This window comes from Nocardioides sp. Root122, from assembly GCF_001425025.1.
Taxonomy (GTDB): Bacteria; Actinomycetota; Actinomycetes; order Propionibacteriales; family Nocardioidaceae; genus Nocardioides.
This window is the reverse complement of record NZ_LMDE01000001.1, coordinates 63,856-87,325: the sequence shown is the minus strand read 5'-3', so window position 1 is coordinate 87,325 and position 23,470 is coordinate 63,856. Positions and strand designations below refer to the sequence as shown.

At 73.5% G+C, this 23,470-nt stretch carries 17 protein-coding genes; 8 read left to right on the top strand and 9 right to left on the bottom strand.

Going from position 1 to position 23,470, the window contains the following annotated elements:
- Window positions 1-27: 27 nt before the first annotated feature.
- The 3 genes from ASC64_RS00435 (at window position 28) to ASC64_RS00425 (ending at window position 2,911) form a co-directional block, all read left to right on the top strand.
- The gene (locus ASC64_RS00435) at window positions 28-969 is read left to right on the top strand and encodes a GNAT family N-acetyltransferase (protein WP_056905557.1); all 942 of its coding nucleotides are present in this window, start codon (window positions 28-30) and stop codon (window positions 967-969) included.
- Between the two features lie 170 nt (window positions 970-1,139).
- Window positions 1,140-1,973 carry a response regulator transcription factor gene (locus tag ASC64_RS00430; RefSeq protein ID WP_082550083.1) on the top strand — a complete coding sequence of 278 codons (834 nt, stop codon included), beginning with the start codon at window positions 1,140-1,142 and terminating at the stop codon, window positions 1,971-1,973.
- Between the two features lie 167 nt (window positions 1,974-2,140).
- On the top strand, window positions 2,141-2,911 hold the full coding sequence (locus ASC64_RS00425; protein ID WP_056905556.1) for a response regulator transcription factor: 771 nt from the start codon (window positions 2,141-2,143) through the stop codon (window positions 2,909-2,911).
- 9 nt (window positions 2,912-2,920) lie between these two features.
- Here ASC64_RS00425 and ASC64_RS00420 read toward each other — a convergent pair whose 3' ends face one another.
- The 4 genes from ASC64_RS00420 to ASC64_RS00405 all read right to left on the bottom strand — a co-directional run bounded on the left by ASC64_RS00420 (window position 2,921) and on the right by ASC64_RS00405 (window position 9,948).
- Complete coding sequence (locus ASC64_RS00420; protein ID WP_056905555.1) at window positions 2,921-5,992, bottom strand: FtsX-like permease family protein; 3,072 nt, start codon at window positions 5,990-5,992, stop codon at window positions 2,921-2,923.
- On the bottom strand, window positions 5,989-8,283 hold the full coding sequence (locus tag ASC64_RS00415; RefSeq protein ID WP_156384932.1) for an ABC transporter permease: 2,295 nt from the start codon (window positions 8,281-8,283) through the stop codon (window positions 5,989-5,991). The genes ASC64_RS00420 and ASC64_RS00415 overlap by 4 nt, the downstream gene beginning before the upstream one ends.
- 97 nt (window positions 8,284-8,380) lie before the next feature.
- Window positions 8,381-9,064, bottom strand: a complete 684-nt coding sequence (locus ASC64_RS00410) for an ABC transporter ATP-binding protein (protein WP_200937425.1) — start codon at window positions 9,062-9,064, stop codon at window positions 8,381-8,383.
- Entirely contained in the window at window positions 9,061-9,948 is an 888-nt protein-coding gene (locus ASC64_RS00405; RefSeq protein ID WP_056905553.1) for an ABC transporter ATP-binding protein, read from the bottom strand. The genes ASC64_RS00410 and ASC64_RS00405 overlap by 4 nt, the downstream gene beginning before the upstream one ends.
- A gap of 61 nt (window positions 9,949-10,009) precedes the next feature.
- Between ASC64_RS00405 and ASC64_RS00400 the strand changes: the two genes are divergently transcribed.
- The 3 genes from ASC64_RS00400 to ASC64_RS00390 all read left to right on the top strand — a co-directional run bounded on the left by ASC64_RS00400 (window position 10,010) and on the right by ASC64_RS00390 (window position 14,625).
- Window positions 10,010-10,660, top strand: a complete 651-nt coding sequence (locus ASC64_RS00400; RefSeq protein ID WP_056905552.1) for a response regulator transcription factor — start codon at window positions 10,010-10,012, stop codon at window positions 10,658-10,660.
- Window positions 10,661-10,778: 118 nt separating this feature from the next.
- Complete coding sequence (locus tag ASC64_RS00395; protein WP_056905551.1) at window positions 10,779-13,070, top strand: DUF6351 family protein; 2,292 nt, start codon at window positions 10,779-10,781, stop codon at window positions 13,068-13,070.
- 25 nt (window positions 13,071-13,095) lie between these two features.
- Window positions 13,096-14,625 carry an SDR family NAD(P)-dependent oxidoreductase gene (locus tag ASC64_RS00390; protein ID WP_056905550.1) on the top strand — a complete coding sequence of 510 codons (1,530 nt, stop codon included), beginning with the start codon at window positions 13,096-13,098 and terminating at the stop codon, window positions 14,623-14,625.
- Window positions 14,626-14,648: 23 nt separating this feature from the next.
- Here the strand turns inward: ASC64_RS00390 and ASC64_RS00385 are convergent, their stop codons facing one another.
- Entirely contained in the window at window positions 14,649-15,290 is a 642-nt protein-coding gene (locus ASC64_RS00385) for a response regulator transcription factor (RefSeq protein ID WP_056905549.1), read from the bottom strand.
- Window positions 15,242-16,390, bottom strand: coding sequence for a sensor histidine kinase (locus ASC64_RS00380; RefSeq protein ID WP_056905548.1), 1,149 nt, complete (start codon window positions 16,388-16,390; stop codon window positions 15,242-15,244). Before ASC64_RS00380 ends, ASC64_RS00385 begins: the two co-directional genes overlap by 49 nt.
- Before the next feature lie 160 nt (window positions 16,391-16,550).
- Between ASC64_RS00380 and ASC64_RS00375 the strand changes: the two genes are divergently transcribed.
- Both ASC64_RS00375 and ASC64_RS00370 read left to right on the top strand, forming a co-directional pair.
- Complete coding sequence (locus tag ASC64_RS00375; protein WP_082550080.1) at window positions 16,551-18,701, top strand: MMPL family transporter; 2,151 nt, start codon at window positions 16,551-16,553, stop codon at window positions 18,699-18,701.
- A gap of 106 nt (window positions 18,702-18,807) precedes the next feature.
- Window positions 18,808-19,452, top strand: coding sequence for a hypothetical protein (locus ASC64_RS00370; protein WP_082550079.1), 645 nt, complete (start codon window positions 18,808-18,810; stop codon window positions 19,450-19,452).
- A 33-nt stretch (window positions 19,453-19,485) separates the two neighbouring features.
- On the opposite strand, the gene ASC64_RS00365 is transcribed toward ASC64_RS00370, so the two are convergent.
- The 3 genes from ASC64_RS00365 to ASC64_RS00355 form a co-directional block, all read right to left on the bottom strand.
- Complete coding sequence (locus ASC64_RS00365) at window positions 19,486-19,827, bottom strand: hypothetical protein (RefSeq protein ID WP_056905547.1); 342 nt, start codon at window positions 19,825-19,827, stop codon at window positions 19,486-19,488.
- A 74-nt stretch (window positions 19,828-19,901) separates the two neighbouring features.
- Window positions 19,902-21,107, bottom strand: coding sequence for a VWA domain-containing protein (locus ASC64_RS00360; protein WP_056905546.1), 1,206 nt, complete (start codon window positions 21,105-21,107; stop codon window positions 19,902-19,904).
- Window positions 21,091-23,460 carry a DUF5682 family protein gene (locus tag ASC64_RS00355; RefSeq protein WP_056905545.1) on the bottom strand — a complete coding sequence of 790 codons (2,370 nt, stop codon included), beginning with the start codon at window positions 23,458-23,460 and terminating at the stop codon, window positions 21,091-21,093. Before ASC64_RS00355 ends, ASC64_RS00360 begins: the two co-directional genes overlap by 17 nt.
- Window positions 23,461-23,470: the final 10 nt, after the last annotated feature.

The following is a 23,470-nucleotide window of genomic DNA, read 5'->3' as shown; positions in this document are numbered from 1 at the left end:
GGCACGTGAGGCAGCACACTCCTGCCCATGCCAGCACGCGTCCCCGGCCTCCCCGCAGGCCTCACCACCCGACCGCTCGAGAAGACCGACGCGCACGCCGTCTTCGTGCTGATGGCCGCCCAGGAGCAGGAGGACATCGGCGAGGTCGCGATCGAGGAGGCCGACATCGTCAGCGACTGGGCCAAGCCCAGCCACGACCTCGGCGCCCGGTCCGTCGGCGTCTTCGACGGCGACACCCTGGTGGCGTACGCCGAGCTGATGGGCGCCGACCGCGCCGACACCTCCGTGCTGCCCAGCCACCGCGGCCGCGGCATCGGCACCTGGCTCGCCCACTGGCTGCAGGACGTCGGCCGGCGGGTGGGATCGACCGTCATCGGCATGCCGGTCCCCCAGGGATCGCCCGGCGACCGGCTCCTCGAGGAGCTCGGCTTCCGGGTCCGCTGGACCAGCTGGGTGCTGAAGCTGCCCGAGGGGGCCAGCATCCCCGAGCGCGACCTGCCCGAGGGCTACGTCGTACGCACGGCGGAGGCGGACGAGCTGCGGGCCGTGCACGACGTCCTCGAGGACGCCTTCCTCGAGTGGTCGGAGCGCGACCGCGAGCCCTTCGAGGACTTCGCGGCAGCCACCTCCGGGCGGCCCGGCTTCGAGCCGTGGAACCTCCGCGTCGCGGTCGACCCCGCCGGCGACGTCGTCGGCGTCGCGCTGGTCCTGGTGTCCGACAACGGCACCACCGGCTACGTCGACCGGCTGGCCGTCAGGCGCGACCAGCGCAACCGCGGACTGGCCCAGGCGCTGCTCGTCGACGCCTTCGCCCGGACCCGCGAGCACGGCACCACGACGTCCGAGCTGAGCACCGACTCGCGCACGGGGGCGCTCGCGCTCTACGAACGGGTCGGCATGGTGGCGTCCAGCACGTGGGTCAACCGCGGCATCGATCTCGGCCCTACCACGGAAAGCGTCGCACGCTAGTTCGAATGCGACGGATCCTGAGGTATCAGGGGGTGGTCTAGACCCCCTACCCGACCACTGGATTGAGCCTCCCACAAACGGGGTAGGCCACTTACCATCGATCGACGCCGTTCGGGCGGTGCCACGGCGGGGGCGTGGGGCTCCGGTCTGGAAACTGTGGGGGGTAGGACGTGCAAGATCTTCATGCGCTGGTCGTCGAGGACGATCCAGACATCTCGTCGGCGTTGGTGGAGACCCTCGAGGGGGCGGGTTTCCGGGTGACGTCGGCGCGCGACGGGCGGGCTGCGGTGGACGTCGCGGCGACCGACCCGCCCGACCTGGTGACGCTCGACCTGACGTTGCCGCACATGGACGGCATCGAGGTGTGCCGCCGCATCCGCGAGACCAGTGACTGCTACATCGTGATCGTGTCCGCCCGGTCCGACGAGGTGGACAAGCTCATCGGCCTCGAGGTGGGCGCCGACGACTTCGTGCTCAAGCCGTTCTCACCGCGCGAGCTGCGGGCCCGGGTGGCGGCGCTGTTCCGTCGTCCGCGCTCGGCCGCCCTCGTCGACGACGCACCCGCGGCCACCGCGCCGCACGTGCCGAGCCCGTCGCAGCCGGCCGACGAGCCGAGCGTCATCTCGTGCGGCGCCGGACTGGTCATCAACTCCGCCCGTCGCGAGGTCCAGATCGACACCGCCATCGTCGACCTGACCCGCATCGAGTACGACGTCCTCGAGTACCTCGCCACGAACCTCTCGCGGGTCTGCACCCGCGAGGAGATGGTGCTGGCGATCTGGAGCAGCGCCCTCGTGCACGACCACCACCTGGTCGACGTGCACGTGGCCAACCTCCGCGGCAAGCTGCGGCGCCACTCCGACGCGACCTGGATCCACACCATCCGCGGCATCGGCTACCGGATGGACAAGGAGGGCCAGCAGCAGAACCGCCGCGCAGGCGGGGGGCCCTACCTGGTGGCGCGGTTCGACTCCGAGGACTGGGCGCGCGGCCTGGACTTCTGAGCGAGCACCTCCGAGCACGACCCGCTCGGGACCGGCCTGCCCGGACTGCCGCCGCACCCCGGCGCGGCGGTCGGTCACGGCTGGTGCACGACGCCGCACATCAACTGGTCGGCGCGCGGGCACGGTCACTAGACTCATCCACCGCGGGACAGGCGGGAAAACACCACATGATCAACCAACGCACGGCCGTTGTCGTCGAGGACGACAGCGACGTGGGTGACCTCATCTCGGGGCTGCTGGACCAGGCAGGATTCACGGTGACGGTCGTGCAGACCGGCGCCGAGGCGCTGGCCGTCATCCGCGAACAGCTGCCCGACCTGGTCACGCTCGACATGTCGCTGCCCGACATCGACGGCGTCGAGGTGTGCCGGCAGGTCCGGCTCGTCAGCGACTGCTACGTCATCGTGATCAGCGGCCGGACCTCCGAGATCGACCGCCTCGTCGGCCTCGAGGTGGGCGCCGACGACTACCTCGTCAAGCCGTTCTCGATGCGCGAGCTGCAGGCCCGGGTGGCCGCGCTCTTCCGCCGACCCCGGACGGACGCCGCCCCGGAGCCGCGGCGCGCCCCCGCCGCCCTGGCCACGCCGACCGCCGCTGGTCGCGTCACCGCCGAGACCGCCCGGCTCGGCTGCGAGCACCTGAGCCTCAACACCGGGGCCCGCGAGGTCCGCGTGGTCGGCAAGGAGATCGAGCTCACCCGCACCGAGTTCGACCTCCTCGCACACCTGGTCGCTCACCCCGGCGTGGTCGTCCCCCGCGAGGACCTGCTCCGCGCGGTGTGGGCCACCGACTTCGTGCCGGAGAGCACCCACGTCGTCGACGTCCACCTCGCCAACCTCCGGCGCAAGCTGCGCACCGACGCCGCCAAGGCCCTCGGCCACGAGTGGATCCGCACCATCCGCGGCGTCGGCTTCCGGTTCGACTCCTGCTGCCCCTGAGGGGGCGGGTCAGCGCGCCGACTCGCGCAGGGTCGCGCCCCGGGCACCGCGGACGGTCATCGATGCGCTGATGAGCGCGACGGCGCCGAAGACCGCGGCGGCCAGCAGCGCCAGCACGACCAGGCGCACCGGTGAGATCGCGGCCACCAGCGCCGGGGTCGTCGGGTCGTCGGCGTAGCCGAGGGTGATCGTGCGCAGCACGACCCACTGGGCCAGCGACCCGGCCAGGATGCCGGCCACCGCGGCGCTGCCGAGGACCACGGCGAGCTCGCGGACCACGGCCACCATCACCGCGCCACGGGGCACACCGACCACGCGCAGGGCGGCGGCGTCGCGACGGCGGGCGGGGAGCTGGACGGCGGCGCTGACGAAGAGACCGGCCAGCGCCATGAGCAGCACCAGTGCAGCCACCACGCCGTAGAGCCGGAGGGCGAGGGCGTACGCGCTCTGGTCGAGGACGTGCCGCTCCTGCGCCAGGGTGGTGCTGACGCTGAGCCCAGCCTCCGACAGCGCCTCCGTGACCGAGGCCGGAGTGCCCGCGCGGGCGAGCACCCGGACGGTCATCAGGTTGTCGTAGACCGGGCGGTCGGTGATGAAGGACGAGTAGTCGACGAGCAGTCCGGAGGGACCGGTGAAGGGCATGCCCTCGATCTCACCGACGCGGTCCACCGGGATCAGGCCGTAGCCCTCGTCGAGCTTGGCGATCGCACGGTCCTGGACACCGGGACCGGAGAGCGCGCGACGGTCGCGGGTGATGCCGCCGGCGGTGAGGCGGGCCATGCCCACCGAGTCGCCGGTGTCGACCGTCAGGTCGAGAGCGCCGCCGGACTCCTCGATCCCGGTGATGGACGTGCGGACCGCCGGGTCGGGCGTCGGCGTCCAGCCGGCCCCGTCGATGCCCCCGGGGACGGGCGCACCGTCGACCTCGATGCCGAGGACGCGGAGCGTCCCGGACATGCGCGTGTTGGTGCCGGCGCCGCCACCGAGCGTCATGCCCTCGAGGGGGCACCCCTCGCGGCAGAACGGGACCTTCGTGGTGCGGGTGTGCTCGCCCTCCGGGAAGGGGCCGAGGTAGGCCTTGAGCGGAGCGCCGGCCCGGCTGCCGAAGCGCACCTCGACGGCGAGGGCGCGGTCCATGTCGGCCCGGTTGTCGATCGTGATCGAGAGCCGCTTGCCGCGCACCGTCGGGACGACGCCACCGGGCGCGATCTCGTCGACCACCTCGTCGACGTCGAGGTCCGGGCTCCACGTGGTCGGCCAGGTCGCGACGCGCGCGAGCCTGCTGCTGTCGACGATCGAGAAGTTGGCGCCGGGGTTGGTGGCGCTGGCGGCCGCCATGATCCACTCGCCCTCGGGGTCCACGCGGCGGGTGAGGGCGAGGGCCTCGGCGTAGGTCAGGGTCGTCGACCAGGTGGTGTCGGCGGGCGAGACGGTCGCCGCGACGCTCGTGCGCCAGGTGGCGGCGGAGTCGTAGACACCGGCGCCGAACACGGCGACGGCGATGGCGGCGGTGATCGGCAGGATGACCAGGGTGCCCTCCTGGCGGCGCGAGATGGCGCGCGAGGAGACGAAACCGCTGAGCGACCGGCCGCGCGAGCGGCCGGTCCACCACGTCGCCAGCACCGCAGTCAGCTTGGTCGCGGCGAGGCCGGCGACCACGGCGAGCAGCACCGGCAGCACCAGGTCGGTCGCGTCGGGCTCCCCGGGACCGCTGGCCGACAGCTTGCTGGCGAGGGTGGCCACGGCGAGGGCGACGAGGACCAGCTGCGCGATGACCGACCAGCGTCGCGCGGCGACCGGTCGGCGTACGCCGGAGAGCTGGGAGGCCAGCGACTCGCGCACCACCAGCCCGACGGCCACGCACGCCACGGCGAAGGCCGCCGCCAGCACCAGGCCACCGGAGATCCAGCTCGTGGCCGGGAGCGGCAGCGGGAGGCCCGGCACCAGCCAGCCGCGGACCAGCAGGACCGAGAGGCCGAGCCCGAAACCGACGCCGAGCGGGATGGCGATGAGCAGCAGCGCGAGCGGCTCGGCGAGGCCGAGCCCCCACAGTCGGCGGGCCGTCACGCCGCGCAGCGACGCGAGCGCCAGCTCGGGCACCCGCAGCTCGCTGGCGGCGTTGAGCAGGCGCATCAGGAGGGCGAGGGCGACGAGCACCAGGGAGAGCACGGCCGGGGCGATGGAGCTGCGGGCCGTGGACTGCTGGAAGCGGACCTCCTCGACGACGTCGGTGAGCGAGTTGGTGTCGTCCTTGCGGATCGTGCCGCCCTCGACCTCGATCTCGGTGTCGCTCGGGATCGCCTTCGCCGCGTCGGCGGCCTCGTCGAGCTGGTCGGGGTCCAGGTCGGCCGGGACGTCGAGCGCCGTGTCGACGCGGACGGACCACCCGCCCATCGCCGTCAGCGTCTCGTCGGTGGTGATCAGCGGCGCCGGCTGGTAGGGCGTGTAGCCACCGTTGATGGTCGTCTGCTCGTTGGTGCGGGTCAGCCGACTGGGGATCAGCCATCCCTGGCCGGGGCCGGGGGTGTCGTAGGTGCCGACCACCACGACCTCGGACAGCCCGGGACGCGGCAGGTCCAGGGCGGTCACACCGCCCGGCTCGAAGGTCGCCAGCGGGAGCGGCTTGCCGAGCTCGGCGCCGGCGGACTCCGCATCGGCGGCGAGCATGAGGACCTCGCCCCTCTTCTCCGGGCAGCGACCCTCGATCTCGAGGTGGTCGCAGGCGTCCGCGCGCGCCCAGAAGGTCACCACGCCGCGCAGCGCGCTGAAGCGCTCGGACTGGACGATGACGACCGGCTCGCGCCACGGACCGCTCGTCAGCGACTCGGACGCGGCGACGGCGTCGCGCTCGGCCTGCTCGAGGGGAATCGCGCTGTCGGGGGTGAAGACCCGGCTCAGGCCGGTGAGGCCAGGCGGGGTCTCCTGGAGACGCGTGACGACGTAGGAGTTGGTGACTGCCTCGGAGAAGACAGGGCCGAGCACCGCGGACCCGATGGCGAGCGCGGTCAGCAGGACCGAACCGGCCGAGAGCAGTGCCCGGGCCCGGAGGCCGCGGAGGATGGCGCCGAGGAGCTGGATCATCGTCCCTCCTCCTCGCGCAGCAGGCTGGGCTGGGTGGTGGCCGAGCGCACGGCGCGGGCGCGCCCGCCGACCAGGACGACGGCGGCCGCGGCGACCACGGCCGGCACGACGAGCGGCCAGGCGTGCGGCGCCGTGTCGATCGGCGTGCCTGCGGCCGGGTTGGCGAGCAGGGGGATGCCGTCGAGCAGCAGCGCGACGGCCAGCCAGCCACCGGCCACGACGATGGCCAGGACCAGCAGGGTCAGGCTGACCAGCTCGGCGCGGCCGGCACGACGGGCGGTCGCCACGGAGATGCCGAGGACGCGCAGCGAGGCGACATCACGGCGGTAGTCGCGCAGGTGGCGCGCCACGCCGGCGCCGAGCGCCAGGAGCGCGACGAGCGCACAGGCGAGCGCCGTGAGGGCGTACGCCACGGACTGCGCACCGCCGTAGCGCTCGCCGAGCGCGTCGCGGACCGACCCGAGGGTGCGCCACGACGAACCCGTCGCCTCGGCGACCTCGTCGAGCATCGCCTGCGGGGTGCCCGCGGCGGCGACGACCTGCACCTCGGCGGCGGGGACGGTGGGAGCCGAGCCCACCGCGGCGGTGCGGATGTCGGAGAGGAGTCCGATGCTGCCGAGCAGCGGCAGGGTGCCGGCGACGCCGACGACATCGGTGTCGCGGTCGTCGCCGCCAAGGTCGAGGGCCTGCGGCTCGGCCTCGCCGGCGACCACGGCCGGGACCGCCGCGCCGAGGTCGAGGTCGAGCTCCATGGTCACGCTCGGCAGGATCGAGACCTGGAGGCCGTCGGGCCGGTTGACCACGAGGTTGCGCGGCGGCTCGTAGTTGGGGAGGAAGGTGCTGTTGAGCACCGCCTCGACGGCCGAGGGGTCCGGCACCCACGTCTGGTCGGTGAGCTCGGTGTCGCCGAGCCGGAGGCTGTCCAGCAGGAAGGTGAAGCCCTTGTTGTCGAACACGGTGTCGGTGCCGCGGCCGACGTCGATGCTCGTGATCGTGCATCCCTCGGCGCAGTCGCGGACCCGCACCGACCTCGTGACGGGCGTGCCGTCCTGCGGGACGAGGAAGGGCAGCTCGACGGAGCCCGTGGCGTTGCCCGAGGTGACGTAGCGCAGGGTCACCTGCGCGCTGCCGCCGCCGAAGGGCACGCGCTCGCGATCGGGTCCGATGAAGTAGCGGACGGCAGGGACCTCGATGCCCGTTGCCTTCAGCGTGAGGCGGTCGCCGGTCACCTGGAACGGGTCGACGGCGCCGCGCAGCTCGTCGACCGCGTCGGACGCGGCGCGCGCCGGGGTGTCGTCGTAGAAGCCGCCCACGACGGCGTCCCAGCGGTCGGCGTCGACGTAGGCCCGGCGCTCGGGGAGGCGGTCCTCGTTGCGCACGAGCGCGGTGGCGATGAGGTGGGTGGCGTCGGGGTCGATGCGCTCGGTGAGCTCGACCGCGCCCATCGCACCCGTGTCGGTCGAGATCGCGCGCGCGCCGGGCACCTCGACGCGAGCCTGCTCCTCGGTCCAGCCGCTGACGCTCACCGCACCGCTGAGCGCCAGCGAGCCGACCACCGCAGCCGCGACGACGAGGCGGATCGGGGTGACGAGGTCGTCGGCACGGGCGAGTCGGCGGGCGGCCAGGAACGCGCCCATCCCCCGCCTCTCGGTCGTCGGGGTGAGCCCGCGGGCGGCGATGCGGATCACCCAGATCGCCAGCTGCCCCAGCGCGAGGCCGACGAGCGCCGGCCCCACGAGCACGACCAGGTCGGGCTCCCCGGAGGCGGCCCGGCTGCGGTAGGCCGCCACGCCGGCGCCGACGAAGACGAGGACGCTGAGGAAGATCGCCAGCGTGGTGGCCCGCCGGGGGCGGCGGCGCGTGGAGACCTGTACGGCGAGGGGCTCACGCAGCGCGGCGGCGGCCGACAGGCCGACGATCACCAGGCCGACACCTGCGACGGCGGCGGTGGTGAGCAGAGCAGGCTGTCCGACCGGGGCGGCCGCCTCGTCGAGCCACCTCGTCGTGGCGAGCACGGTGCCGACGGCTCCGAGGGCCAGTCCGACCAGGGCACCGGTGACGATCGCGAGGAGCGGCTCGAGGAGGAGGAAGCGCCACAGCCGCAGGCCGTGGATGCCCCGCAGCCTGGCCAGCCCGATCTCCTCGCGACGTGCGACGGCGAGCTCGGCACCGATGCTGGGCACGGCGACCGCGCCGATGAGGAGCAGCGGCGCGGTCAGCCACGGGGACAGGTCCGCGGCGTGGGCGAACTGCAGCACCGTCACCGCACCCGTGACGACGACGACCGTCATCAGCACCAGCGTCGTCAGGGCTCCCCGACGGCTCCAGGCGCCTCGAAGCACACGGCTCAAGGACGGGACCTCTCCGCACGGAGGGTCGCGTCGCGGGTCACCGGACCACCCGGCCCTCGTCGAGGGCGATGTGGAGGTCGCACGCCTCGACGACCGCGGGGTCGTGGGTCGCGACGACGACGACCGCACCTCGCGCGGCCTCCTCGCGCAGCTCCTGGAGGACCACGCCGCGGTTGCCCTCGTCGAGCTCGGACGTCGGCTCGTCGGCGAGGAGGACCTGGGCGCCGACGACGAAGCCACGGGCACACGCGACGCGCTGCATCTGGCCGCCGGACAGCTCCTCGACCTGCCGCTCGCCGAGGTCGGCGATGCCGAAGCGCGCGAGTGCGGCCTCGGCCGCCTCGTCGGCGTCGGCGGGTGCGGTGCCCCGGGCCCGGAGCGCGATGGAGACGTTCTCGCGCGCGGACAGGATCGGCACCAGGCCGTAGACCTGGAGCACGAACGCGACCTCGGGCAACGGGTCGCCGCTGCCGGTCCACATCTCCTGGCCGTCGAGCGCGGCGGTGCCCGACGTCGGCTGGAGCAGCCCGCCGGCGATCGACAGCAGGGTGGTCTTGCCCGATCCGCTCGGGCCGGACAGCGCGGTCACCTTGCCCGCGGGGAAGACGACGCTCACGTCGTCGAGCAGCGTCCGCCCGGCGACGTACGTGATGGAGTCGAGCCGCAGCTCGGTCCGGGTCGCCACGGGTGCGGGGCTGAATCCCTGGTCGAGGTCGCTCACGATGGGTTCCCCTCGGCGCTGGCGCGCGTGACGATGATCCGCCCCTGCTCGTCGTCCTCGAACCGGACGAGGGTGCCGGGCGGCCACTCGGCCGCGATGTGGCCGGGCAGGTGGAGGACACCGTCCTCGCCGACGACGGCGTACTCGGAGCCGCCGTGGCCCTCCGCGCCGACGCGACCGCCCTTCATGGTCACCGTGCGCGGGAAGGTCGCGGCCACCTCGGGCTGGTGGGTGACCACCACGATCGTGGTGCCGAAGTCGTCGCCGAGGGAGTGGACCAGGTGAAGCACGTGGTCACGGTCGGCGTGGCTGAGCTGGCTGGTCGGCTCGTCGGCGAGCAGCAGGCGCGGCGAGGTCGACACGGCGCACGCGAGGGCCAGCCGCTGGCGCTGGCCGCCGGACATCGTCGAGACGACCTGGTCGGCCTGGTCGAGCAGCCCGACGCGGTCGAGGAGCTCGGTGTCGGCCAGCGCGGCCTCGCGCTCGGCGCCGGACAGCGAGAGCCGGGCGAAGGCGATGTTCTGGCGGGCGGTGGCGTAGGGGAGGAGGTTGCGCGTGGAGCCCTGCAGCATCGTGGAGACCTGGCGCGAGCGGATGCGGGCGAGGTAGCGCTCGCCCATCCGGGAGATCTCCTCGTCGCCGAGGAAGATCTTGCCGGCGCTGGGGCGCTGGATGCCGCCGAGCAGGGCGAGCAGCGTCGACTTGCCGGAGCCGCTGGGCCCCAGGAACGCGACCCGCTCGCCGGGCCGGATCGTCAGGTCGACGCCACGCAGGGCGACCACGTCGTGGCCGCCGAAGGTCTTGTAGAGGTGGACGACACCCTCGCACCGGATGCCGAGACCACCCGTGCGGGTCTCCTCGACCGTGGCCGCGCTCTCCCGCACGTCTCCCCCGTATCTATCGAACAACCGGCTCAACATACACAAACTGCCGTACCTTGAGGCCATGGTGATCCGAGTCGCGCTCGTCAACGACGACGAGGTCGTCGTGCGGGGCCTCGACGCGATGCTGCGCAGCTACAACCACCGGGTCGAGGTGGTCGAGCTGGTGGCCGGGAAGCCGGTGGCACAGCCGGTCGACGTGGCGCTCTACGACACCTTCGGGATGGGCCAGGGCAACGGCGAGGCGGTGAAGCGGCTCGTCGAGAGCCCGCAGGTCCGCACCGTCGCCGTCTACACCTGGAACTTCCAGCCCTGGCTGACCCGCGACACCCTCAACCAGGGCGTCCGTGGCTACCTCTCCAAGAGCCTGCCGGCCGCCCGGCTCGTCGACGCGCTCGGCGCGATCGCCGCCGGTCAGGTCGTGGTGTCGCCCTCGCGCGGGCGCTCCGCCCTCGTCGGCGGGGACTGGCCGGGCCGGGAGGAGGGGCTCACCGCCCGGGAGGCCGAGGTGCTGTCCCTCATCACCATGGGCCTGAGCAACCAGGAGATCGCCGACCGCACCCTGCTCTCGCTCAACTCCATCAAGTCCTACATCCGCTCGGCCTACCGCAAGATCGACGTCGCCTCCCGCTCTAAGGCGGTGCTCTGGGGCGTCGAGCACGGCATGCGCGCCGACCGGGTCCGGATCAACGGCTCCCCCGCGCGCGAGGGCTGACCGCGGTCCGACCTCTTTCGGGATCCCCGCTGACCGGGGATCACGCCCGCCGGTGACCCGCGAGTAACCACCATCGCCGCTGCGTCGTTGACGTCCTGAGCCCTTCAGGAGGTACGCCGTGCAGCCCACGCCCGCCCGCTCCATCCGCCCGACCGCGATCGCCGTCGCCGTCGTCGGCACCGCCCTCGCCCTGCTGGCCGCGCTGCTCGTGGCCGGCTCCGCTCCCGGCACGGCGGCACCGCACCGCGCGGGCAAGGTCCGCATCCAGGTGCTCTCCAACCGGGCGGACCTGGTCTCCGGTGGGGACGTGCTGGTGCGCGTCACCGCACCGCGCAAGGCCGGCGACCTCCGGGTGACGTTGGGCGGCAAGGACGTCTCGCGGAAGTTCCGCTCGCGAGCGACGGTGCTGCTCACCGGCCTCCGTGAGGGGCGCAACGTGCTGGTCGCGCGGGCGACCGGGGCCCGGCGCGCCCGCGTGGTGATCACCGACCACCGCAACGGCGGACCCGTGTTCAGCGGCCCCGTCGCGGCGGCGTACGACTGCCAGGACACGGCGAAGGACGCGCTGTGCAACGAGCCGGCGTCGTACTCCTGGCTCTACAAGCCCGTCGGCCAGAAGGCGCTGAAGCCCTACGACCCGGCGAAGCCGGCGAGCGACGTCGACACCGCGACGACGGACCAGGGGAAGAAGGTCCCCTTCGTCGTCCGCCGGGAGGACGGCCACCAGGACCGCGACCGCTACGCGATCCTCACCCTCTTCACCCCCGGCGAGCGGTGGAAGGCGTGGAAGCCGCAGCCGCAGTGGAACCACAAGGTGCTCATCACCCACGGCGGCGGGTGCGGAGCCAGCTACGCGCCGGCCGAGCCCCCGCTCGAGGACGCCTCCGGCACGCTCGACGCGATCCCGGTGCCACTGGTCGACAGCTCGTACGTCGAGGCGCTGCGCCGCGGCTTCGCGGTGATGTCCACCGCGCTGGCCAACACCGGCCACAACTGCAACGTCGCCCACAACGCTGAGTCGCTGATGATGGCCAAGGAGCGGATCGTCGAGCGCTACGGCACGATCCGCTACACGATCGGCACCGGCTGCAGCGGCGGCTCGGTCGCCCAGCACACGGTCGCGAACGCCTACCCCGGCATCTACCAGGGGCTGGTGACCACCTGCTCCTACCCCGACGTGATGAGCCCCGGCTCGCAGTTCGCCGACTACCACCTGATGCGCGCCTACTTCGAGGACCCGTCGTCGTGGGGTCCGGGCGTGGCCTGGGCGCCGACCCAGATGGCCGACGTCGAGGGGCACCTCACCCCGGTCAACGCGGTCACCGCGGACGAGGGCCTGTTCAAGAGCGCGATCGACCCCGAGCACGCCTGCCCCGGTGTGCCCGAGCCGGTCGCCGGTGACACCGCGACCCGGTTCGACTCCGACACCAACCCCGGCGGCGTGCGCTGCGACATCCTCACGCTGATGCACAACCAGCTCGGGCCGCGGCCGGAGTCGGTGTGGAGCGCGCAGGAGAAGGCGGTCGGCCACGGCTTCTCCGGCCTGCCGTTCGGCAACACGGGCGTGCAGTACGGCCTCGAGGCGCTGCAGGGCGGGCGGATCACCCCCGAGCAGTTCGTCGACCTCAACGAGAAGATCGGCGGCCTCGACGTCAACGCCGACCCGATCGCCGCCCGCACCGCCGGCGACCCGACGTCCATCGCCAACGCCTACCGGACCGGGCTCCTCAACGAGTTCAGCAACACCAGCGAGGTCGCGATGATCAACCACGGTGGCCCCGACCCCGGCCTGGCGCACGACTACGCGCACGCGGTGTGGAGCCACCTCCGGCTGCAGCGCTCGCAGGGCCACACCGACAACCGCGTCGAGTGGTTCGGCCCGACACCGCTGCTCGGCGACGTGCGCTGGCCGGTCGAGGCGTTCGTCGCGATGGACGGCTGGCTCGCGCAGGTCGAGCGGGACGAGCGCCGGGTGCCGCTGGCGACGAAGATCGTCGAGGACAAGCCCGCCTCGCTGACCGACCGCTGCCTCGCAGACGGCGTACCGGGGATGGTGTGTGCGTCCGACATCGCCCGCACCAACCTCTCCACCCCCCGCCAGGAGGCCGGCGGCCCGGCGGCCAACGACGTGCTGGCCTGCCAGGTGAAGCCGCTCGACCGGTCGTCGTACCGCCTCACCGGCGGGCTTCCGGTCCTGTTCACCGACGCCCAGTGGGCGCGGCTGCAGGCCGTCTTCCCGACGGGGGTCTGCGAGTGGGCGCTGCCCGGCATCGGCCAGGGCCCGGCGACGACCTGGCTCGGCTACGGCACCGCCGCCCGGGCGACGTACGGCGGCCGGGAGCTCGGCGCCGCACCCCGGGGCTCCGGCCTCGGCTGGTTCGCGCGCTCCTTCCGTCCGATGTGGCGCTAGGCGGTCCCGCTCGTACGCTTCTCCGGTGAACGAGCAGCACCCCCCACCCGTCGACGACGGCATCGATCCCGACGACCTCGCGACGACGCTGCGGGTGCTGGCCTCGCTGCACCACCTGCCGGGCGACCATCCCGACCACGTGACGGTGAAGCGGGCGGCCTCCCACATGTACAAGTCGATCAAGGCCGAGCGGAAGCTGCGCAAGCGGGCCGCCGACCTCGCCCACGACCGCGAGGTCATCGAGCGCACCGCCACCGGGTCGCCGATGCGCATCGACGACGAGACCGCCGGCATCCCGCTGGTGTCGAGCACGGTCGGCGCCTTCGCCGGCGAGCTGATCACCCCGCGCGGCTGCTACATCTGCAAGCAGGACTTCACCCTCGTCGACGCGTTCTACCACTGGCTCTGCCCGAGCTGTGCGGCCATGAGCCACGCCAAGCGCGACCAGCGCACCGACCTCACCGGCAAGCGGGCGCTGCTCACCGGCGGTCGGGCCAAGATCGGGATGTACATCGCGCTGCGGCTGCTGCGCGACGGCGCCCACACCACCATCACCACGCGCTTCCCCAAGGACGCCGTGCGCCGGTTCGCCGCGATGGACGACTCGGCCGACTGGCTGCACCGGCTCAAGGTCGTCGGGATCGACCTGCGCGACCCCACCCAGGTCGTCTCCCTGACCGACGACGTCGCGGCCGACGGGCCGCTCGACATCATCATCAACAACGCCTGCCAGACCGTACGACGGCTGCCGGGCGCGTACTCCCACCTGATCGACGGCGAGGCCGCACCGCTGCCGACCGCCGAGTCGCTGGGGGTCGCCGCGCTGCCGGAGATGGTCACCTTCGACCGCATCTCCGAGGCGCACCCCGCCGCGATCGCCGGCGCACTGTCCTCGACCGCGGTCGCGCACCACGACGGCGAGTCGGCCGAGCACGCGCTCGCCACGCACAACGCCGCGTCCCTGACCGCCCTCGCCCTCAAGGCGGGCGGCGCTTCCCTGGAGGCACACCTGGCCGGCACGGCGGTCGACGCGGGCGGCCTGATCCCGGACATCCAGGACAACAACTCGTGGACGCAGGTGCTCGACGAGGTCGACCCGCTGGAGCTCCTCGAGGTGCAGTTCTGCAACTCGATCGCGCCCTTCCTGATCAACTCCCGGTTGCGGCCCTCCCTGCGGGCGGCCGTGGAGGCGGGGGCGCGCCGCGCCTACATCGTCAACGTCTCGGCGATGGAGGGGCAGTTCGGTGGCAGGCGCTACAAGGGCGCCGGGCACCCGCACACCAACATGGCCAAGGCCGCGCTCAACATGATGACCAGGACCTCGTCCGGCGAGCTGTTCGAGGCCGACAAGATCCTGATGACCGCCGTCGACACCGGCTGGATCACCGACGAGCGGCCGCACCACGAAAAGCTCCGGATCGCCGCCGAGGGCTGGCACGCACCGCTCGACCTGGTCGACGGGGCCGCGCGCGTCTACGACCCGATCGTGCGCGGCGAGCAGGGCGAGGACGTCCACGGCTGCTTCCTGAAGGACTACCAGCCCGCCCCCTGGTGAGGGGTGGGTGAGGCTGGCGGGGCTCAGACCTCCAGCCAGGCCAGCACCGCGAGCACCCGGCGGTTGTCGTCGGGGGCGACGGGCAGGTCGAGCTTGGTGAAGATGCTGTTGGCGTGCTTGTCGACGGCTTTGGGCGTGATGAAGAGCTGCGCGGCGATGGCGGCGTTGGACCGTCCCTCGGCCATCAGCCCGAGCACCTCGCGCTCGCGCTCGGAGAGCCGGTCGACCGCGCGCGCCCGGGGCCGCGCCATGATCGCGGAGACCACCTCGGCGTCCAGCACGGTGCCGCCGCCCGCCACGCGTCGTACGGCGTCGACGAACTCACGGATGTCGCCCACCCGGTCCTTGAGCAGGTAGCCGATCCCTCCCCCGCCGTCGGCGAGGAGCTCGCGGGCGTAGAGGTGCTCGACCCACTGGGAGAGGACGACGACGGGGAAGCCGGGCCGGGCCGACCGGCAGGCGATCGCGGCGCGCAGGCCCTCGTCGGTCAGCGTCGGAGGCAGGCGTACGTCGAGGACCGCCGCCTCGGCGTCCGGGTCGGCCAGCGCCACGGCGAGGTCGGGTGCGTTGTCGACGGAGTGGAGGATCGTGAAGTCGTGCGCCAGCAGGATCCGGGTCAGCCCGTCCCGGAGGAGGGCGTTGTCCTCGGCGAGGACGACTCGCACGGCACCTCCAGCGTGACCAGGGTGGGACCACCCGTGGGGCTCGAGACTCTCACGCTGCCGTCGAGGGCCGCCAGCCGCCGCGCCACCCCGCGGAGCCCGGTGCCGCCGGCCGGGTCGGCGCCGCCGCGTCCATCGTCGCCCACGACGACGACCAGCAGGTCGTCGCGGCGCGCGAGCTCGACCCAGGCGTGCTCGGCGTCGGCGTGCTTGGTGACGTTGGCCAGGCACTCCAGCACGGCGAAGTAGGCCGCGGTCTCGACGGGCGCCGACGGACGGTCGGACAGGTCGCCCGTCACCGTCACGGGCACGGCGAGGTCGAGGGCGAGCGCCTGCACCGCGCCGACGAGGCCGCGGTCGGCGAGCACCGGCGGGTGGATGCCGCGGACCACGTCGCGGATGTCGCCGAGCGCCGCGCCGGTCGTCGTCGACGCCTCCGCGAGCAGGTCGCGCGCCGCCACCGGGTCGGTGTCCATCAGGTCACGCGCCAGGCCGAGGTTCATCTGCAGGGCGACGAGACGCGCCTGCGCGCCGTCGTGGAGGTCGCGCTCGATGCGGCGCAGCTCCGCCGCGGAGTCCTCGACCGTCTCGGCCCGCGTCTCGGTGAGCACCTGCACCCGCTCCTCGAGGAGCTCGTGGCTGCCGCGGCTGAGCAGGCGGGCGTCGACGACGGCCCGCAGGCGCATCAGCTGCGGCGTGGCGAACCACCACAGCACGAGGGTCACGACGCAGACCATCAGCGCGACCACGACGAGGGCGACCGCGAGCCCGACGCTCGCCGACAGGAAGGCCCACGCCAGCTCGCGCCAGGTCATCGGGTCACGACCCCACGTGCCGAGACGGCGCAGCAGCGGCAGGTCGTCGTCCGGGAGCCGGTCGGCCGGCACCGGGTGAGCCAGGATCTCCGCCGCCATCGCCCGGTGGCGGTCGGCGATCCAGCGCAGGAGCGGCAGCCCGAGCAGCAGGATCGGGATCCCGACGACCAGCAGCGCGGTGGCGCCGCCCGCGGCGACGAGCGTCGCCGCCAGCATCGTCGGCACGGCCAGTGCCACCTGGGCGAGGGCGTACCCGGTCAGCCTGAGGGGGCTCGGTCGTTGCGCCATGGCTCCATCCTCACCGATCGCGACGACCCCGTCGGTGGGGTTTCCCCCACCTCAGACCGGGAGGTGCCACCCCTGCCCCCGGCCCCGATCACGGCAACCGTGGAGGTCGACGGTCCACGAGGACGCGGACCCCCGACCCACGCAGGAATGGAGCACGGCGATGGCAGCCGACCTGATCACCCGGATCCCCCAGCGGGCCGCGCGCTGGAGCGCCGAGCACCCGTGGCGCGCGATCCTCACCTGGTTCGTCCTGGTGGCGGCCGCCACCAGCCTGGCCGTGCTGGTGCCGACGCACGAGGCCGAGCCCGCCGACTACCGCATCGGCGACTCCGGGCACGCGGACGCCATGGCGGAGCAGGCCGGACTGACCGGACCGGACACGGAGCTCGTGCTGCTGAGCGGCGACGCTGCCACCGTGCCCGACGCCGCCCGTCAGCTCGCCCGCCAGATGTCGCGTGCCGAGGGAGTCACCGACGTGGCGCCCCCCGCCTGGAACGACGACCGCACCGCGATGCTCGTGTCGGTCTCCCTGGCCGACGGGGCGGACGACGTCGGCCCGCTGGCCGATGTGACCGGGGCGGTCGCCGCCGAGCACCCCGACCTGACGATCCGCCAGACGGGCGGCCTGAGCCTCGACGAGGCGATCAACGACCAGGTCGCCGACGACCTGGCCTCGGCCGAGGGGATCAGCCTCCCGGTCACGCTGGTGCTGATGCTGCTGGCGTTCGGCGCGCTGATCGCCGCCGGCATCCCGGTGCTGCTGGCGCTGGGCAGCGTCGCGGCCACGATGGGCATCTCCGCGGTCGTGTCCCACCTCGTGCCTGCCGAGCCGACGGTCGGCTCCATGATCGTGCTCATCGGCATGGCCGTGGGCGTCGACTACTCGCTTTTCTACCTCAAGCGCGAGCGCGAGGAACGGGCGCGCGGCCGGAGCACGCTCGACGCCGTCGAGATCGCCGCCCAGACCTCCGGCCACTCCATCCTGGTCTCCGGCTTCGCCGTGGCCGCCTCGATGGCGGGCCTGTTCCTCGTCGACTTCGTCACCTTCACCTCCCTCGCCCTCGGCGCGATCATCGTCGTCGCCGTCGCGGTGGTCGGCTCGATCACCGTGCTGCCGGCGCTGCTGGTCAAGCTCGGTCGCTGGGTGGACCGCCCGCGCGTGCCCCTGCTCTGGCGCCTCAACCGGCGCATCGGTGCGGGCGGGATCAGCCGTCGCATCCTCGCCCCCGTCGTACGCCGACCCGGGATCGCGCTCGCCGGCTCGGTCGCGGCCGCGGTCGCGCTGGCGGTGCCGGCGCTGGGCATGACCATGCACGCCGCCACCCTCGAGACGCTGCCCGCCGAGATCCCGGCGGTGCAGACGATGCGCGACGTCGCGGCGGAGTTCCCCGGCGAGGGCACGACCGTGACAGTGCTGGCGCGCGGCGCGGGGTCGGCGAAGGCCCTGGACGCGCTGGCGTCGCGCGCGTCCGACGAGGGCGACTTCACCGAGGTGCCCGACGGGCTGGCCACGGCCGAGGACGGCAGCACCTCGTCCCTCACCCTGGCCCTCCCGTGGCCGGACTCCGACAAGCGCACGAACCACGCCATCACCGACCTGCGCGAGCGTCTCGCGCCGGCAGGTCTCGACGCCGTGGGCCTCGAGTGGGCCGTGGGCGGTGACGCCGCCTCCAACCTCGACTTCGACGAGCACCTCTCGGCCTGGATGCCGGTGGTGATCGGGTTCGTCCTGCTGCTGACCTTGGTGACGATGGGCGTCGCGTTCCGCAGCGTCCCGCTCGCGCTGGTCTCGACGGCGCTCAACCTGGTCTCGGTCGGGGTGGCGTTCGGGGTGCTGACCCTCGTCTTCCAGCACGGCTGGCTGGAGGGCCTGCTCGGCTTCACCAGCCCCGGCTTCGTGATCGACTGGATCCCGCTCTTCGTGCTGGTGGTCCTCGTCGGGCTGTCGATGGACTACCACGTCTTCGTGACCGGGCGGATCCGCGAGCTGGTGGGCCGCGGGCTGCCGACCCGGCTGGCCGTGGAGCGCGGCATCCGCGACAGCGCCTCGGTCGTCACCAGCGCCGCGGCGGTCATGGTGTCGGTGTTCGCGATCTTCGCGACGCTGAGCATGCTGGAGATGAAGATGATGGGTGTCGCCCTCTCGGTGGCGATCCTCATCGACGCGACGATCATCCGGCTGGTCATGCTCCCGGCTGCGCTGGTGCTGCTCGGTGCCCGTGTCTGGTGGCCCAGCCGCCCGGTGCGTCCGGGCGGCGCGGTGGTCGGCACGGTGGTGGAGCACGAGCCCGAGCTCACCCCCGTCGCGTAGGCACGCGGACACGACCCGGCCCCGTCGGTCCGCACCCCGCTCACCAGCGGGGCGCGGGCCGACGTCTGTCCGCGCGCCTGCGTCCGATCGCTGGTTGACTGGCGCCATGAGCCTGGAGACCGCCGAAGAGTTCCACGCCCGGGTCGCCGCTGCGACCGACGAGGAGGGCCGGCTGCCGGTCGCGATCGAGGCAATGCCGGGGTGGGACATCTTCCCGTTCGAGCTCGAGGGCCTGCGGATCAAGCCGCTCGAGCCGCTGCAGGACGCGGAGCCGCCCCGCGAGGGAGAGGACCCGGCCGACTGCTTCTGCCGTACGCCGATGCCGCCCGAGCGCGCGGCGAAGGTCGCATGGAGCAACGAGCGCTGGCTCCTCGTCGCGCTCGACATGAAGCTGCCGGTCTCGTTCATCCTGCGCCCGGTCGAGCACGTCGACATCGCCGACCTCACCGACGACCTGGCCGCCGAGATGGGCGTGCTGATGGCGCGGGTGACCGCGGCCGTCGAGGAGCTGCCGAGCGTCGGGCGCTGCCACATCGGGCGCTACGGCGACGGCGGCGCCCACGCCCACCCGTTCTTCTTCGGTCGCCCCGCGCGGATGCCGCAGCTGCGCGGGTCGTGCCTCCTCGACTGGGAGGAGAACCTCCCGCCTGTTCCCGAGGACGTACGCCGTGCCAACGCCGCGCACGTCGGCCACCAGCTCATCGCGCGGTTCGGTGGCAGCGGCCCCGCCTGGGAGTCGCAGCCCGTCTGAGGCCCGCTCGGGGAGCGTCGACCTGCGGTCGGCTCAGCCGCAGGAGCCCCCGCCGTCGCCGTGGCCGCCGTGGCCGCCGTGCCCACCGACGTACCCGCTGTAGCCACCGCCCACGAGGCCGCCGCTCCACCCGGCTGCCTGCCCGGTCTGACGGCGTACGTCGGGGTTGCCCGGCACCAGGATCGCGTCGAGGCAGGCACCCAGGACGACGACCAGCACGAACCAGGTGGCCGCGGTCGCCACGACGGCCGTCCGGCCACCGCCGTTGAGCAGCACCAGAGCCACCGCGAGTGTCACCGTCACCGCCGACACCGCGCCGAAGGTGAGCCACGACGTGCGGGCGTGGGGGGCGAGGCGACGCGTCAGGGTGCGCATGCGGCCAGTGTGCTCCCGCGCCGCCGCGACCACCAGCCCTCGGCGCACGGCGCTCGGCAGCCCCGGAGGAAGACTCAGACCGGCCTGGTCGTCTCGTGGGTGGTGACCACGTCGTTGGCCGCCGCCCACTCCCCGATGTCGCGCTTCTCGATCGCCGCGGCCATGAGGTCGGGGAAGAGGTCGGGAGTGCAGGCGAAGGACGGCACGCCGATCTCGGCGAGCGCCGCAGCGTGGTCGGCGTCGAAGGACGGCTGGCCGGAGTCGCTGAGGGCCAGCAGGGCGATCATCGTCGCGCCGGAGCCGACGACCGCGCTCGCCCGGCTGATCATCTCCTCGGCGATGCCGCCCTCGTAGAGGTCGCTGATCAGGACCAGCACGGTGTCCTCGGGCTGGGTGATCCGGCCCTGGCAGTACGCCAGCGCCCGGTTGATGTCGGTGCCGCCACCGAGCTGGACGCCGAAGAGCACGTCGACCGGGTCGTCGAGCTCGTCGGTCAGGTCGACCACCTCGGTGTCGAAGACGACCATCCGGGTGCTCACCGATCTGATCGAGGCGAGCACCGCGCCGAACACCGAGCTGTACACGATCGACTCGGCCATCGACCCGGACTGGTCGATGCAGAGGATGATCTCGCGCTCGACCTGCGTGGATCGGCGGGCGTAGCCGACCAGCCGCTCGGGCACGACCGTGCGGTGCTCGGGGAGGTAGTGCTTGAGGTTGGCGGCCACCGTGCGGCGCCAGTCGACGTCGCGCATCCTCGGCCGCCGGGTCCGTGCCGAGCGGTCCAGCGCCCCGGTGACCGCCTGGACGGTGCGCTGACGCAGCCGCTCCTCGAGCTCGTCGGTCACCTGGCGCACGACCGCCCGGGCGGTCTCGCGCGAGTGCTCCGGGATCACGCGGCCGAGCCCGATCAACGTGCTGACCAGGCCGACGTCGGGCTGCACGGCGCGCATCATCTCCGGCTCGAGCAGCATCTGCCGCAGCCCGAGCCGCTCCATCGCGTCGCCCTGCATGACCTGCACGACCGAGGACGGGAAGTAGGTGCGGATGTCGCCGAGCCACCGCGCGACGCGCGGCGAGGAGCCGCCGAGACCCGCCTTGCGCTCGCCGTCGTAGAGCGCGGACAGGGCGTCGTCGCGACGGCCGTCGGCCTCCGACAGCTCGACCGTCCCACCGTCCGGGCCGCTGAGGCCGTCGGCCTCCTGGCCGCCGAGGATCAGCCGCCACCGCGTCAGCCGGTCGCGGCGTACGTCACCGACCTGCTCAGGCTGCTCCGTCATGGGCCACCACCTTCCAGCCGACGAGCCGGGCCACGGCATGCAGCGCCGGACGTGCCTGCTCGAGGTCCAGCCCGCTCACCGCGACCGCCGCGCCGCCGCCCGGCTGCCCGAGGCGCGAGAGCTGCTCGCCGATCGTGCGGCGCTCGGGAGCGCTGAAGCCCGCGAACGTTCGGCGTACGAGCGGCAGCAGGTCCTCGAACTCCTCCTCGGCGAGCTCATTCACCCACGCGTCGACGAGGCCGAGCAGCGTGGTGTCGTGGACGAGCAGCACCGCGTCACCGGCCAGGAACCCGTCGAGCCAGGCGGCGGCCTGCGGCGCGGAGGCGGCCAGCGAGAGCCGGCGCCCCATCCGGTGCGCGGTCGTGTCGGAGTCGATCCGCCCCGCGTCGAGCAGGATCCGGGTCGCCCGGCCCGCCACGCCGCCGGCCACGTGGTCGGGTGCGGACACGGCCTCGAGGGCGTCGGTCCAGGCACTGTCGAGCTCGGGGTCCGCGAGCAGGGCGAGGCCCCGCTGGGCGCCGGCGATCGCGGTCACCATCTCTGCGGCGGCGTCCTCGTCGAGGCTCACGCACGCCATCGGCAGGCCGACGCAGGCACGGACGACCGTGGCGCCGAGCACGGTGCGCACGCGGGCGGTGTCGACGCCGCGCACGTCGCCGTAGCGGCAGGTGCGGGCCAGTGGCTCGACCGTGGCGAGCAGGGCGGGTACGTCGTGCTGGACCGCAGCGCGGGCGTCGAGCGCGTCGAGCACTGCCTCCACGCCGTCGGGCAGGTCGGCGGTGAGGCAGGCGCTCACCAGGGCGGCCAGCTCGGTCAGGTCCGCCGACCGGGCGGCACGGTCGGCGGCGCGAGCGGCTGCAGCGACGGCGATGGTGGTGCCCCAGACGCCCGCCTCGACGAGGTCGACCGCCAGCTCCGGGCGCCACTCCAGGGTCCAGCTCTCCTTGAACGTGCCGGTGGTCCGGCCGGCGTCGGTGGTCTCGCCCCACGGCACGCCGAGGAGCTGGAGGCGGTGCAGCAGCACCGACCGGGCCAGCTGGCTCTCGCGCCGCAGGTCGAGGTCGACCTGCTGCGCCGACGCGGACGGCTTGAGCCGCAGCGAACGCTGCTGGCGGGCGAGGTCGGCCGCGAGCGGGACGACGGGTGCCGACTCCGGCACCGACCCCAGCTCCTCACCGACCACCAGGCGTCGGTGCACCAGGTCGAGCGGCAGCCGGGAGCCCTCGCACAGCACGGTCTCGGCGGCGTCGTCGAGCTCGCTCAGCCCCACCGACGGCCGGCCGCGGACGGTCGCCAGGGTCTCGGCGAGGCGCGCGGCCTCCACCACCGACGCGGTCGAGGCGTCGAGACGCTCCTCGCGGAGGGTGCGGGCGACCCGCACCAGCCACGACGTGGCGAGGTCGCGCGGGTCGGGGTCGTCCCGGTCCAGGTGGTCGAAGAGGTGCTGGTACCACCCCGGCGCGCTGACACCGGCGCCGTAGCCGGAGGAGTAGCTGAGCCGCGCGGCCGTCCACGGCGTCCAGGCCGCGGCCACCTTGACCTTGGGCAGCCTGGTGATCAGGCCCGTGTCACGGGTGGCCGGCGGGAAGTCGGCAGGGACGAGGGCCGGCGCGTGCCACGCGCCGCAGACCACCGCGATCCGCGTCTCGGGCGCCGCCTTCATCTCGGCCCGCAGCACCTTGCGCATCCACTGCTCGCGCCGCGCGTTGCTGCGCACGTCGGGGTCGTCGTCGGGTCGCGTGTCGGCCGACCGGACCGCGGCCATCGCCTCGCGGATCGCCGCGAAGCGCTCGGCGGGCGAGTCGTGCCGCTGCTCGACGGCGTCCTCCCACCAGCGCTCGGCGTCGTCGTAGCCCGCGGTCGCGGCCAGGGTCCCGATCGGGTCGAGGCGGGCGGCCGGGACGGGCGGGGACCCGTCCGGCTCGCGGCCGGCCTCGTCCACCCCGTCTGCGCCCTCCACTCCCTCCTGGGGCTCTGATCCGTCCACGCCCTCGACCTCGGCACGAGGCGCGGATGCCGCAGCCTCCTCCTTCGCGAGTGCGAACGCGTGGGTGGCGGGTAGGTCGAGGAAGCGGACGGGCACGCCGTGGGCGAGCGCCCAGCGGGCGGCGACCCACTCCGGCGAGAAGTGCGCGAGCGGGTAGAAGGTCGCCTGCCGGGGCTCCTCGACGGCGTACACGAGTCCGGCGACGGGGGGCACCATGTCGGCCTCGCCGAGCAGGTCGACGATCGCGTCGAGCTCCGGGCAGCCCTCGATCAGGACGAGGTCGGGAGGCTGCTCCTCGAGCGCGGCACGCACGGCCCGGGCGGAGCCGGGGCCGTGGTGGCGTACGCCGTAGACGTCGACGGGCATGGCGCGCGAC